The organism is Pseudomonas sp. GW821-FHT01A09, from assembly GCF_058986725.1.
Genome location: NZ_JBYSWB010000001.1, coordinates 248,516 through 262,004, shown reverse-complemented (window position 1 = coordinate 262,004; position 13,489 = coordinate 248,516). Strand labels below are relative to the sequence as shown.

General features: G+C 57.8%; 11 protein-coding genes. 3 read left to right on the top strand and 8 right to left on the bottom strand.

Annotated elements, in window-relative coordinates; translation table 11 throughout:
• Nucleotides 1-12 precede the first annotated feature (12 nt).
• Together AC3WJP_RS01145 and AC3WJP_RS01140 are read right to left on the bottom strand one after the other, a co-directional pair.
• The gene (locus tag AC3WJP_RS01145) at nt 13-1,248 is read right to left on the bottom strand and encodes an efflux RND transporter periplasmic adaptor subunit (RefSeq protein ID WP_493719394.1); all 1,236 of its coding nucleotides are present in this window, start codon (nt 1,246-1,248) and stop codon (nt 13-15) included.
• A gap of 64 nt (nt 1,249-1,312) precedes the next feature.
• Nucleotides 1,313-2,533: a TolC family protein gene (locus tag AC3WJP_RS01140; protein ID WP_493719603.1), complete on the bottom strand. Its 1,221-nt coding sequence runs from the start codon at nt 2,531-2,533 to the stop codon at nt 1,313-1,315.
• A 482-nt stretch (nt 2,534-3,015) separates the two neighbouring features.
• On the opposite strand from AC3WJP_RS01140, the gene AC3WJP_RS01135 reads away from it, so the two are divergent.
• Both AC3WJP_RS01135 and AC3WJP_RS01130 read left to right on the top strand, forming a co-directional pair.
• On the top strand, nt 3,016-3,690 hold the full coding sequence (locus AC3WJP_RS01135; RefSeq protein WP_493719393.1) for a heavy metal response regulator transcription factor: 675 nt from the start codon (nt 3,016-3,018) through the stop codon (nt 3,688-3,690).
• On the top strand, nt 3,687-5,099 hold the full coding sequence (locus tag AC3WJP_RS01130; RefSeq protein ID WP_493719392.1) for a heavy metal sensor histidine kinase: 1,413 nt from the start codon (nt 3,687-3,689) through the stop codon (nt 5,097-5,099). The genes AC3WJP_RS01135 and AC3WJP_RS01130 overlap by 4 nt, the downstream gene beginning before the upstream one ends.
• A gap of 470 nt (nt 5,100-5,569) precedes the next feature.
• Here AC3WJP_RS01130 and AC3WJP_RS01125 read toward each other — a convergent pair whose 3' ends face one another.
• From AC3WJP_RS01125 to AC3WJP_RS01105, 5 genes are all read right to left on the bottom strand, one after another.
• Nucleotides 5,570-6,337, bottom strand: a complete 768-nt coding sequence (locus AC3WJP_RS01125; protein WP_493719391.1) for a FadR/GntR family transcriptional regulator — start codon at nt 6,335-6,337, stop codon at nt 5,570-5,572.
• Between the two features lie 65 nt (nt 6,338-6,402).
• A complete protein-coding gene (locus tag AC3WJP_RS01120; RefSeq protein ID WP_493719390.1) occupies nt 6,403-7,755 on the bottom strand; it encodes an MFS transporter in 1,353 nt (450 codons plus the stop codon).
• Nucleotides 7,756-7,860: 105 nt separating this feature from the next.
• Nucleotides 7,861-9,021 (bottom strand): L-talarate/galactarate dehydratase, encoded by a 1,161-nt coding sequence (locus AC3WJP_RS01115; protein WP_493719389.1) that lies wholly within the window; start codon nt 9,019-9,021, stop codon nt 7,861-7,863.
• 38 nt (nt 9,022-9,059) lie between these two features.
• The gene (locus tag AC3WJP_RS01110; protein ID WP_493719388.1) at nt 9,060-10,457 is read right to left on the bottom strand and encodes an MFS transporter; all 1,398 of its coding nucleotides are present in this window, start codon (nt 10,455-10,457) and stop codon (nt 9,060-9,062) included.
• 161 nt (nt 10,458-10,618) lie between these two features.
• Nucleotides 10,619-11,671 carry a LacI family DNA-binding transcriptional regulator gene (locus AC3WJP_RS01105; RefSeq protein ID WP_493719387.1) on the bottom strand — a complete coding sequence of 351 codons (1,053 nt, stop codon included), beginning with the start codon at nt 11,669-11,671 and terminating at the stop codon, nt 10,619-10,621.
• A 232-nt stretch (nt 11,672-11,903) separates the two neighbouring features.
• Between AC3WJP_RS01105 and AC3WJP_RS01100 the strand changes: the two genes are divergently transcribed.
• Nucleotides 11,904-12,176 carry a zinc-binding dehydrogenase gene (locus tag AC3WJP_RS01100; protein ID WP_493719602.1) on the top strand — a complete coding sequence of 91 codons (273 nt, stop codon included), beginning with the start codon at nt 11,904-11,906 and terminating at the stop codon, nt 12,174-12,176.
• Nucleotides 12,177-12,760: 584 nt separating this feature from the next.
• On the opposite strand, the gene AC3WJP_RS01095 is transcribed toward AC3WJP_RS01100, so the two are convergent.
• A complete protein-coding gene (locus AC3WJP_RS01095) occupies nt 12,761-13,450 on the bottom strand; it encodes a TetR/AcrR family transcriptional regulator (protein WP_493719386.1) in 690 nt (229 codons plus the stop codon).
• Nucleotides 13,451-13,489 lie beyond the last annotated feature (39 nt).

Below are 13,489 nucleotides of genomic sequence, written 5' to 3'. Positions count from 1 at the left end.
ATTAGGCGCGGATCAATGGGCGTGTTCAACAGAACCTTTACCCAGCTCGGACTTGAGGATGAAGCTGCCAGCGGCAACCACCTGGGCACCAGCCGCCAGTCCATCTGTGATTTCCACATACCCCCCATCACGCCGCCCGACCTTGACTGGCTGCAGCTGAAAACCTTCAGGGTTGCGGACAAATACAGCGGGCTTGTCCTCGATGGTCTGAATGGACGCCTCGGGAACGGTCACAGCCGTATTGACCTGATCGGCAGTGACGTCAATGGAGACGAAGAGACCTGGGCGCCAAGCGCCTTCCGGGTTCGGCAGCGTGACGCGCACCGTGGCCGTGCGGGTCTGCTCGCCCAGCAAGTTGCCGACGTAACCGATCTTGCCTTCGACCATAGCGTTGAGATCCGGGGCAGTGACCTTGACCACTGTTCCGGCAACCACGCGACTTAGATCCTTGGGCGTGACACCAAAAGTCGCCCAAACCCGCGAGAGGTCGGACAGGGTGAACGCATTGGTTGATTCGCTCACCACTTCGCCGATACCCAGGTGTTTTTCCACTACCACTGAATCGAAAGGTGCGACCAGCTCATAGCGATTGCCGGCGCAGAGGTTGTGACCCGCGCCAATGGCACTCAATTTCTGCCGAACGTTCGACAGATTGATCTCTGCTTCCTGAGACGCCTGGCGCGCCAGCAGATAATCCTGCTCCGCCGAAATCTTGTCCTCCCACAGGGTTTTCTCTCGCTGCAACGTCAGGCGCGCAAGCTCCACTCGGCGCTGCGCGGCACTCAATTCGCTACGCTGATCGGAGACCTGCTGGCTGGCGATAACAGCCAGCACCTGCCCCTTCTTCACTGCTTGGCCAAGCTCTACCTTGACGGCTTCCACTACCCCACCAACCCGGGGAACGACATGGGTGGTGCGGTCTTCGTCGAAACGAATCTCCCCGGGGAATGTAACGGCGGTGCTCATCTGGCGCGGGGATGCCTCGGCGATTTCAATACCGGCGGCCAAGATCTGTTCGGCGGTCAGTTGCAGATGACCCTCCTCCTCTTCATGACCACCCTCCTTGCTCCCGTCGCCATGCCCACGGCCATGCTCATCTCCATGATCATCAGTCGGTGTTTTCGCCCCATCGTGCTGACCCGATGGCTCTGAAGCCGAGAGCGACGTTGAATCACTCAACGCCATGCTCCCCACTCCGATGACAGCGACCACCGCCAAGGCAGCGGCAATGTTGTGTTTCTTGCTCATGGATACTCCTGACAAACCTGTGCCTTCATCGCAGAAAGTGCGATCAATATGTGCGAAACGAAATTCAGAGAGCGCCGCGCATTGAGGCGAGATCGCCATAAATGCGCTCCACAGCCACTTTTGCGTCCGTCGCCAAGGCCAGCGATTCAAGGTACTGGCCGCGTGCAGCGATCAGCGTACGTTGGGCATCGAGCACTTCCAGAAAGCCGAACTTGCCCATCTCAAAACCGCGAGTGGCTGTATCGACAGCGCTTTGGGCAGAGGGCAGGATGACACGGTTGAAGGACTCCACTTCCTGCGACGCGGTGGCCCAAACGTCGAGAGCAGATTGCACTTGCGTGCGCAGCTTCAGCTCAGTGGCGTTGCGCAAATCCCGAGCTTGGTCGGCCCGCCGGGAAGCCGACAGCACATTCCCCTGATTTCTGTTGAAAAGCGCAAGCGGCATGGATAATCCCACCACGTTGACCCGCTCACGCTCCTCACGCACGTATTGGCTACCCACGCTGACGGTGAGATCCGGTATACGTTGAGCACGCTCTGAACCCAGCGCAGCGTCTTGTCGAGCGATTTGAGCTTCGGCCAATCGCAGCTCTGCAGATCGGGTCAGAAGGCTCAGTAAACGATGTGAGGGGGGTAGTGCATCCCGCGCCAGTGGCTCCACCTCAAGGCGATCAAACACCAGACTGGAGGATCCCGTGGCTCTGGATAGTTCGCGATAGCTGCTGGCCAAAGTCATTTCGGCCCGTTTAACCTGCAGCCGGGTTTCTGCCAGTTGCACCTCGGCACGGGTTGCTTCGACAGGCGAGGATTTGCCGGCTCGAATGCGACCCTGAGCTACGTAGAGACCCCGCTCTGCCAGCTTCTTTGACTCCTTTGCCAGATCGAGTCCGGTCTGTGCCCTGGATGCGGCATAAAACGCCTGCATCACATCGGCACGCAGGTCATTGCCCCGGCGCTCAAGCTCAATCTCAGCGGTACTTTGGCCATGTTTAGCCAGATCGATTCGAGCACCACGCTTGCCCCCAAGCTCCAGCGTTTGGCTGAGCAACACCGTGGTGGTACTGGTATTGCGCCGAGTGTCCTCGACCTCCCAGGACAGCTCCGGATTCGGGATCAGGCCGGCCTGCACCCTTTCGCCTTCCGCCACACCGATCTCCCACCGTGCCGCAGCGAGATCTGGATTTTGGGAAAAGGCGGTGGCGATGGCCTGGGGCAAGCTGAGACTCTGCGATGCATGAGTGTATGTACTCGCCGGTAGCAACAAGGCGAAGATCACACCCGCAATGACCTTGGGCCTATTCGTAGTATTCGCCAGGCGAGAACTTCTGATTCCAAGCACTTGTACACTTCTCCCGAGGCTGAACAGTAGCAATTCGTGTTAAGCACGTAAGACCCCAGCCAGAACTGGCAGGAGTTGAGGCCGAACATTAGAAAAGAGGAGTTAGCAGAACGATTGCAGCAAAATTACAATTCTGTAATTTTAGACATAAAACTTAGAGCCCCAAGCTTCCCACACCTCAATCACAAACCTAGAAACAGCAAGTAACAATTACAGCTCTGGGTGGTACTGTCAGCCTACGGTCGCGCCCGTGCGCGCCTTACCGCCGGGGTCAACGACAGAAGAAACAGAAATCCCCCTTGACTCTGTAGCCACTACAGCCCTCAAAATCCGTTACCAACCAGTGGCAATGAGCAAGAGCAAATACGTGCAGCCTTGCTGAATTTATTCAGAACTTAATTAACACCTGACTACTAAGGAACATTTATATGCGAATCCTTGTTATTGAGGACGAGCCGAAGACTGCCGACTACATGCAACAAGGATTATCTGAAAGTGGATATATCGTTGATATTGCAACCACGGGCATTGATGGATTGCATCTGGCCCAGCACCAGCCTTATGACGTCGTGATACTTGATGTTAACTTGCCGCTGATGGAAGGTTGGGAAGTCCTGCAGGCACTCAGAAAGACCTGTAACACCCGAGTCATCATGGTCACAGCACGGGGGCGGTTGGAGGACAAGGTCAAAGGCCTGGAAATGGGCGCTGATGACTATCTGGTCAAACCCTTTGAGTTCCCGGAGCTGCTGGCACGCATCAGGTCACTGATGCGGCGAAGCGAACAACCTGGACTTCCCGAGGTACTGCGTGTTGCCGATCTGGAGCTCGATCAAGGCAGGCATCGCGCATTCAGAGGCACTCAACGTATCGACCTGACGACCAAGGAATTTGCCCTGCTACACCTGCTCATGCGCCACACCGGCGAAGTCATGTCACGCACGCAGATTATCTCGTTGGTCTGGGACATGAATTTTGACTGCGACACCAACGTGGTAGAGGTCTCTATCCGTCGGCTGCGCGCCAAGATCGATGACCCTTTTGAGCACAAACTGATTCACACCTTACGTGGCGTCGGATACGTGCTGGAGTCGCGAGAATGACGGTTACCCGGCTTTCCATGCGTCTGGGTCTGACCGTCAGCGCCACCTGCACCATTCTAGTGTTCCTGATGGCGATGCTCGCCTATTCGAGTCTGTCGCGGCAGCTCGATATGCAAGCCAAAGATGCCTTGATCGAAAAACTTGGCCAGATCAACCACAGCGTCATGGAGGGCGCCGGCTCGATCGCCGAGGTGATGCTCAACCCCCATGGTTTGCGTGATCAGATAGTCGGCCACGACAACTACACCCTCAACATCATCGACCTGGGCTTGTCTGGAAAAGTACTGCTAAGCCTGGGAAGTGATGAGGGCCAGCCGTTGCCCAATTTCGTGCGAAGCAAGATGGATGGCGACTTCATTCAACTGACCAATGCCCAAGGATTCGAGGTGCTCGCCGCAGTCAAGAAAACCCAACTTGCAAACGGCGAATCGGTGTTGGTCGTACTCTCCCTAGACAGAAAAAACGATGCCTCCCTGCTGACCGCGTACGTGAAGTCCACACTCGTAGCCGTACCTTTTATCTTGCTTCTGGTGGGGGGCGGAGCCTGGTGGGTTGTCCACCGCGAGCTAAAACCACTGCGTACCTTCAGGAAGGTGGCCGCCAGGATTTCCGCGAGCGACCTCTCTCACCGCATGACCGTTCAAAGCCTGCCCGATGAGCTAAGAGACCTGGCCCATGCCATCAACTTCATGCTCGACAGGCTGGATACCGACGTTCAGCAGCTCGTGCAGTTTTCAGATGATCTCGCTCATGAGCTGCGCTCTCCGATCAATAATCTGATGGGTAAGGCCCAGGTCACGCTGGCCCGAGAGCGCCCCTCTTCGGAGTACAGGCAGGCGCTGGAATCCTGCCTTGAGGAACTCGATCGACTCTCAAAGATGGTATCGCAGATGCTTTTCCTGGCCAGCGTCAGCCAACCATCGTCATTACGACCGACTGCCGATGTCCAGCTTTCAGAAGAGGTCGAGAAGGTCATCGAGCTCTTTTCGCTGCAGGCAGAGGACAGGAACATACGGCTCACCTGTACCGGTTCAGGCCTGGTGACGGGTGACCGAATCATGATCCAGCGAGCCATCTCGAACCTGCTGTCGAACGCGATCCGCCACAGCCCCCCCAGCACCGTCGTGGTCATAGCCGTTGCCGAGTTCAAGGAATCGGTGGAAATCGAGGTCACCAATTCAGGTGAAGGCATCGACCCCATACACCTCCCTAGGCTCTTTGACAGGTTCTACAGGGTGCATGTAAGCCGATCCAGGCATGAAGGTGGGACAGGCCTGGGACTAGCGATCGTGAGAACCATCATGAGCCTTCACCGGGGCACCGTGACGGTCGAGAGTGTTCACAATGGATTCACGACGTTTAGATTACGCTTTCCAACAAACTCCGTACCCGGAGGAAATCGGACTTGAAGAATTCGGGAAGCGCGATTAGAGAGGTAGATGCCTGAAGGCTATCGCCAGTATCTGCTCACGACGAACTGGTATATACGCTATTAATCGCGACTCAGTGGCGGTCAAGGAACCAATACTCGTGGCTGGAGTAACATCCCGTGAAAGCCTTGGATCTGCGGAAACCTGGCAGTCAACGTCAGGGTATTTAAACCCCTCGGGGTAAATCACTTTGCCCCTGAGAGTGAGGATCAGATGCTCGCTATAGCTGCCTTCGTACCCGTGAAGCATCTGGCCAGTTTTTTGGCAGACGCTCCAGATCGGCCGGGGCGGCCCACCTACCACCCGTTGACGCAGTTCTCTGGACGCCTTTGCTACGTATCCCACATGGCCATAGATCCTCCTTCCCAACGACCTGACTCGCCTCGGTTAACGATCGCCTCGGCCCCGTATCAGCCAAATTTATTGACCCTCTCGCCATACCCAGCCCGTCATTTCAGCGCGCAATACCAAGCCTTTAGTCGCTCCCGGCAATTGACCAGGTGTACCAGCATCGCAGCGTGCGCAGTATGCGAATCCTGAAGCCTGATAGCCGTGTAGATTTGCTCTTGCTCGTGGTTGAACCTCGCGCGCGTGCTGAGGCACGAAGCACGTTGAGCGCCATAACCGGTGGATACTGCGAACGACGAAGTCCTGCAGAAATGCGAAACAGCACGAATGATGTAGGGATTGTGAGTGCAATGGGCAATCTGTAAATGGAATCCACCGTCATCCAGGGCGCACGATGTTATCGGGTCACGAGCCTGTTGCCAGTTATCGAGCGTGTGGCGCAGCACTTGTAGCTGAGGGCCAGTTCGACGTAGCGCGGCGAGGCCCGCTGCTTCGACCTCGAGGGCGGATCGTGTCTCAAGCAATTCAAGACAATCGTCCAACGTATGAACTATAAGGCAGGCGCCACGACCGCTTGGCTCGTCGTGATTGACAACGAAAGTGCCCGCCCCTGGCTTGGTCGCTACCAAACCGCGAGCCTGGAGATTGCAAAGTACCTCCCGCACCACACTGCGGCTTACCTGAAAGATGGTTGCCAGCCTGGTCTCGGACGGTAGTCGAACTCCAAGCCCGAACACCCCTTGATGTATCTGCGTACTGAGCTCTAGCGCAATGTGATCGGCCAACCGCTTTCTGGACCGCAGCGGCGCTAGTGATACCGAGAGAACATTCAATAGCAAACCCTCGCACTTCCCTGGCAACCAAAGCACCCAAGCCAGAACTTGCGCACCGCATCCGATGGACCAAGGCTATGCATATCAAGTACTGGAGCCCGCTAAAGTGCTCTCGCCAATTCAAGCTTGCGCAGTGTGCCCATGCTTAAAAATGCCAATGCGCCTAGCAACGCATGACCCGCAACCACATAGAGCGCGCCCTCGAAAGATCCAGTGGCTTGCACGATGTAGCCAATGATGACCGGGGTGACGATGCCTGAAATATTGCCGAACATATTGAACAGGCCGCCCGCCATACCGGTGATCTGTTTAGGGGCGGTATCGGACACCAGCGTCCAGTCGACGGCAACGACACCCTTGCCAAAAATAGCCAGCGACATCAGCACCGTGACCACCCAGACCGACTCGGTGAAGTTACACAGCACCAAGGTCGCCCCCAGGCTCATACCGCACACCAGCGGGATTTTGCGTGCCACTGTCAGTGAGTAGCCTCTGCGCAGCAGGAAGTCGCAGGCGGCGCCGCCGAACAGCGCGCCCAGAAGCCCGCAGATGCCAGGAATCGCCGCGATTGCTCCGGCCTCCATGATGTTGAGACCTCGGCCCTTGACCAGGTAGATCGGGAACCAGGTAAGGAAGAAATATTGCAGTGAGGTGTCACAGTACTTGCCAAGATAGATCGACCACATCATCGGGCTTCGGAGCAGCACCTTCAGGTCAGAAAAGCGCGGTCTGAACGCCCCCTTCGCCTTGGGTTTGTCCATGTCCACTTCCGCCCCGCCACTGCGGATATGCTCCAGCTCAGCCGCATTGACCAGAGAGTGTTCGGTGGGTGCCTTGACCAGTCTGAACCATAGCAGGCTGACCATGATGCCCAGAGCTCCCATGAACCAGTACACATGTTCCCACCCATAGGTGTGCGCGATGAAGCCCATGAGTGGCGCGAGAATGACCACTGACAGGTACATCGACGAGTTGTAGATGACCGTCGCCAGCCCCCGCTCCTGCAAAGGGAACCATGCTGCGACGATGCGATTGTTGGCGGGATACACCGGTGCCTCGATAAGCCCCAGCAGAAAGCGCAGGACGAACAAGGTCGCTACTGCAATCGGGATCGACAGAAAGCCAATCAGTCCTTGAGCGACGGTGATAGTCGACCACAGAAACAACGAGACCCCGTAGACCCGCGCCGAACCGAACTTGTCCAGCAGCCAGCCACCCGGGAGCTGGCCCAGCACGTAGGCCCAGGCGAAGGCAGAAAAAATGTAGCCGAGGGTAATGGAGTTGATGCCCAGCACTTGGGTCAATGCGGAGCCCGTAATGGACAGTGTTGCGCGGTCCCCTACGTTGATGGCCGTGACGATGAACAGCATCGCAAGGATGTAGTAGCGTACTTTACTTCGCGCGGCAGTATTAACCGCGGGTACGACCGAAGGCGCTGCGTTTGAATGTTCCACATGAAAGTCCTCATCTTGTCTTTTTTATCGAGTGGGGCGCCCAGGCGCTGCTAATCAGCGCCTTGGGTTCATGTACAAGCAATGCGTGGTTAATGCATCGACGGACTACGGACGAGTACCGACTTCAGCCACTTGTGCGGTCCAAGGCACAACCTGTTCGCTCAGAGAAAGGCCAAGGCCTGGGCGTGTCGGCACCAACATGCGGCCGTCGCGAGTTTCGAGACGTTCGTTGAACAGCGGCTCAAGCCACTCGAAATGCTCGACCCACGGTTCAGTGGGATACGCCGCTGCCAGGTGCACATGCAGTTCCATGGCAAAATGTGGGGCCAGCATCACTCCCGCCTGTTCGGCCATTGCTGCAACTTTCAGATAGGGGGTAATACCCCCTACCCTTGGGGCATCAGGCATCAGGAAGTCAGCGCCTCGCAACCTGATGAATTCGGCGTGCTCGGCAACGCTGGTCAACATCTCGCCTGTAGCAATCGGGGTATCGAACTGCTGTGCCAGAGCGGCATGGCCTTCGGCGTCGTAGCAGTCCAGTGGCTCCTCGATCCAGATCAGGTTGAATTCTTCGAACCGCCGGCACATGCGCTGGGCCGTCGGACGATCCCACTGCTGATTGGCATCGACCATCAGCGGGAAGTTGTCGCCAAGGTGCCTGCGCACGGTGCTGACCCGCTCTATATCGATGGAGCAATCGGGTTGGCCAACCTTCAATTTGATGCCGCCGATGCCCTTTTCCCGGGACATATCCGTGTTCGTTAGAAGTTGCTCGAGCGGCGTATGTAGAAAGCCGCCCGAGGTGTTGTAGCAGCGGACCGAATCACGCTGGGCTCCTAACAGACGAGCCAGGGAAAGATTGGCGCGCTTGGCCTTGAGGTCCCACAGCGCCACATCGAATGCACCGATGGCCTGAGTCGACAGACCACTGCGCCCGACCGAGGCGCCGGCCCAGCAAAGCTTGGTCCAGAGCTTGGCAATGTCACTAGGGTTCTCACCGATCAGCGCCGGCGCGATCTCCTTGGCATGGGCAAACTGACCCGGGCCGCCCGCCCGTTTCGAGTAGCTGAAGCCCAAGCCCTTATGGCCATCGACGGTTTCGATTTCGGCGAACAGAATGGCGATTTCAGTCATCGGCTTCTGCCGGCCCGTGAGTACCTTGGCATCGCTGATGGGGTTGGCCAACGGCAAGAACACTGAGGAAACCTTGACGTAAGCAATGCGATCGTCGTCGGCGGATTTATGGCTTTGTTGTTGTCCGAGCATGGTGCTCTCCTTGCGGGGTAAAAGTCGGTTATGCGTTATCAGGAACGTGGGCTGGCCAGTTCGGCTTTCAGCGGCTCGGGGCCCGGCGTTGGCAAGTCTGTGAACTCGGCGATGTCCATACGCTTGAGCGGGCCGACGATGAACAGGTAGGCGAAAGCCCCCAGCAGCCCCATGGCCGCCACGTACATAAGCGCCGCATCGAAGGAACCCAATTGATTGACCAGTAGGCCAATGGCGATGGGGGTGACGATGCTGGCGATGTTGCCGCAGAAGTTGAACATCGCACCGCTGATGCCCATGGCCCGCTTGGGCGAGACATCGCCGACGATGCACCAGCCCAGGTTGCCGACGCCCTTGGCGAAAAACGCTATGGACATCACCAGGATGACCAAGGGCACGGACTGGGTGTAGTTGGCAACGACGATGCTGCTCGACAGCAGCAGACCGCAAATGATGGGTGTCTTGCGGGCGGTGGTCAGGCTGTAGCCCTTTTTGAGCATCCAGTCGGACCACACACCGCCGATCATGCCGCCCAGGCAACCAGCGATCGGCGGAATGGCCGCGACCAGACCAACCTTGAGCATGGTCATGCCTTTGGCTTCGATCAGGTAGGTGGGAAACCAGGTCAGGAAAAACCAGGTGATGGAGGTCAAGCAGAATTGGCCCAGATAAATGCCCAGCATCATGCGATTGGCGCCGATGGCGCGAACATTCTTCCAACTGAAGGGCGTCTTGGTGTCGCCGATACCTGGTAAGCCGCCACCTGCTTCGATGTAGTCAATCTCTGCCTGATTGGCGCGCTTGTCTTTGCGAGGTTCGTGGACCATTTTGAACCACAGCAGGCCGATGAGTATCCCTGCTCCGCCGGTCCAGAAGAACACGTGCTGCCAGCCAAAACTGTTGAGCAGTAATACCATCAGCGGAGTGAAGGCTGCCAACGCGAAGTATTGCGCTGATTGGAAAATCGCCGTAGCCAGACCACGCTCGTGGCGTGGAAACCACATCACCGTGAGGCGGTTGTTGGCTGGAAACGCAGGAGACTCCGCTACGCCCATTAGAAAACGCAGCACGAAAAGTGCCAGGAACGCGGAGCTGAAAAGTTCGACGTAGCCCTGCAGAAAGGTCAGCGTCGACCAAAGAATCAGGCTGATGCCCAACACCGCCCGGGAACCGAAGCGATCGAGCACGATGCCGCCCGGGATCTGCATGCTGGTATAGGCCCAGCCGAAAGCTGAAAAGGCGATACCCATGGTAATCGCGTCGAACCCCAGATCTGCGCGCATCGACGGCGCTGCAATAGACAAGGTCGCGCGGTCGACGTAGTTGAACACCGTAACGATAAAAATCATCGCCAAGATGAGATAGCGGACGTTGGTCTTCGCGACCGGGTATGCGGGTGTCTTCACTTTTATTGTCCTTATTATGTTTTGTGGCATCGCAAACTTGGGATCCGTATGGCTTTTCAGGCGTATGATTGCGCAATCATCAGCACCTCAAAAAAAGTCATCCCTGTGATCCCGAGATGACCTCGTGCCGATCCTACACTGATTGCGCAATCATTCAAGCATGCATTGGTCGGTTTTCAGCTCAAACCGGTTTAAGTACTTTGCCTATCGATGATGGTAAAGCCGGTGTCGATTCGTACGGGATCGGCACTGCCTGCAGGGTATTGGAAGCGCTCCAGGAGAGCCTTGGCGACTTGGTCACCAATGCGTTTGCCGTCCACGCGCACCGTCGACAACGCGGGATACACATGGGCCGCGCTGCTCAAGTCGCCAAAGCCCATCACCGCCAGGTCCCCGGGTACCTGCAGCCCGCGGCTAGCGGCTTCGGCAAGCACACCCTGGGCGATGGTGTCGGAACTGCACACCACCACCTCAGGCATCGCGCCCTGTTCGAACAGCTGGCGCAGCCCCTCACGGCCGACCTCCAGCGTGGCAGGCGGTGTCATGATTTGCATCGGGACATCATCGACGCCCTGACGCTGCAGCTGCGCGATCAAGCTCGCGCAGCGACGCAGCCCGCGAGGGTCGCTGATCGTCACCACGCAAAAGCGCTTGTAGCCTTTGGCAAGCAGATGCACAGCGGTGGCCTCCCCTACCCCTTCATGGGAAAAGCCGACCAGCATGTCCAAAGGGTCTTCGCTCAAATCCCACGCCTCGACCACCGGGATGCCCGACTGCGCCAAGCGCAGACGGCTGGACTCGGTGTGCAGGGTCCCGGTCAGGACGATGCCGTCGGGCCGGCGGCCGAGTACGGCTTCAAGAAGTTTCTCTTCCTGTTCGGCCGAGTAGCCGGTCAAGCCCAGCAAAGTTTGATAGCCCGCTTCTGTAAGACGGTCCATCAAGGCTTGCACCGTGTCGGCGAAAATAGAGTTGGCGATGGTGGGGAGGAAGATCGCCACCAGCCGTGATTTGTTGCTCGCCAGCCCGCCGGCCAACATGTTGGAGACATAACCCGTCAGGCGCACCGCTTCCAGGACTTTTTCCCGCGCTTCCTTACTGACCACCTCGGGGCGATGTAGAGCGCGGGAGACCGTGATAGGCGAAACGCCGGCGACCTTAGCAACGTCGATCAAGGTGAGGCTTGAGCCTTTCCTGGGCTCGGAGACGTCGGGGGTACCGTACTTTCTGCCGGGTTTCTTCGCCATTGGGTTTCCGCGTTCGAGAGGCATAGATAAGGTTGATGACGCGCGCTGCGGATTAGGCCATTTTTTCCGCGTACGACAATTGACTTGGTGCAGCATCCTATACGCAGGTCATAAAAGACGCTACGGCCAAGATTCGCTCGGGGCGTTTTGGGTGTATGTCTGCCAACCGCGTGATCCTGCTGCGCGTGATCAGCAACCTGATGGAGAACGCATTGCGCTACGTGGGTAATTGGTGGAGATTGTCGGCGGCGACGCTTCGCAAGTCATCACAGCCACCGATGTCGAAGGTGCAAGTAAAGCCGGCGTGCGAACTGGTGCGCAAAACATCAAAGCAGAAGGCGGCTTCAAGCTTCGCTGGGACATGCTCGTTGCATACGGGAGGCTTGCGGCAGAGGGACGCTTCTCTGTACCTGTCGCGCAGACATACGCCCTCGTGGACTGGCGCGAGGCGCTGGACATCAGTCTTGCAGGCCGCGCCCGCGGGAAGCTGGTGCTTGTGCCCTAGGCATGGGCGGCAGCGATGGACGACAAACGCCGCGACGTTATCCTCGACGGATCTATCGGACGCGCGCTGCTGACGCTCTCGATGCCGATCGTCTTAGGTAACTTGCTGCAGACCGGGTATCAGCTTACCAACGCTTTTTGGGTTGGAAGAGCAGCTCTCCTGCGAGTGCTATTCGGTGGTCAAGTCCGAAACCGATCGATTGCAGCAATACACACGGCAGCGTGATAAATGATCACCGACCGGCCTTGTTCAAAGGTTCTGCGACGACAAAAGTCGTTGCCTGTCCATTGGCCACGTGCGGCACCGAACAGACGTCGAAGACCGCTCCGCGCACAGTATTGAATTGGCTCAATCTGAACTCATTCGATTGAGGGTTGGGCCGAAGGGACGTATCGACATTCGTAGTACGCTCTCCCCTGAGGACAATCCCGCCGTCTGTACCGATTGCTTAGCGCCAATGAAGGAAAAACCTGCGGTGGTGGAAACGCTGTCTCATCACGCACTTCAGTCTGGCCCTGGCATCCACTAGGGCTTTCGTAGAAGGGCTATGTCGGGCAGCAGTTCACAATCTGCCTGACACTAAGTTAAATAGGCTCTTCCCGTCCCGATTCAGACGCCACCCCAAGCCCCCGAAGCAGCAGATCGGTGAGAAATTCACTATACCGGCAGGCAAGTGCATCGTCGTCTTGCTCGCCATCGAACAAAACCTTGAACAAAGGCTGTGCGGTGGCGAAAAATGTGCAGGCTCCGAGCAGCGCCACATGCAAAAAGCGCGCATCGATACGCACCTCATGCGCCGCAGCCGGGCGTGCTTCCAGCAACGCATTGCTCAGCGCAGCGCCGCGGCGGGCCGTTAGGTCAAGCACGTCCCAGGTGGCATCGCGCCCATCCTCACCCCTCTCCCCGGCGGCATAGATCTCGCGCATCACCAGTTTGAGAAAGTGCGGGTTCTGGCGGCCGGTATCGATGATCAAGCGCACCCGCTGGCCGAGCATGGCGGCCACCGAGGGCTCGTCGGCTTGCAGTTCGGAGGCTTCCTGCACCTGGTTCATCAGGCTCAGGGTGGCGGCCCTGAGCAGCCCGTCCTTGTTGCCGAAGTAGTAGCGCACCAGCGCGGGGTCGACCCCCACCGAGGTGGCGATCTGCAGCAAGGTCAGCGCTTCGGGCGGCGTATGCCGCAGCAGGGCCAGCGTCGCCGCGACCAGGCCCTCACGCCCCACGCCCTGAGTCTCCCGCGGCCGCCCGGCTTCGCGCTTTTTCTTGATCCCCGCCATACGCCCTCATCCCTTCAGCCATCGGCACCGCGCATGCAG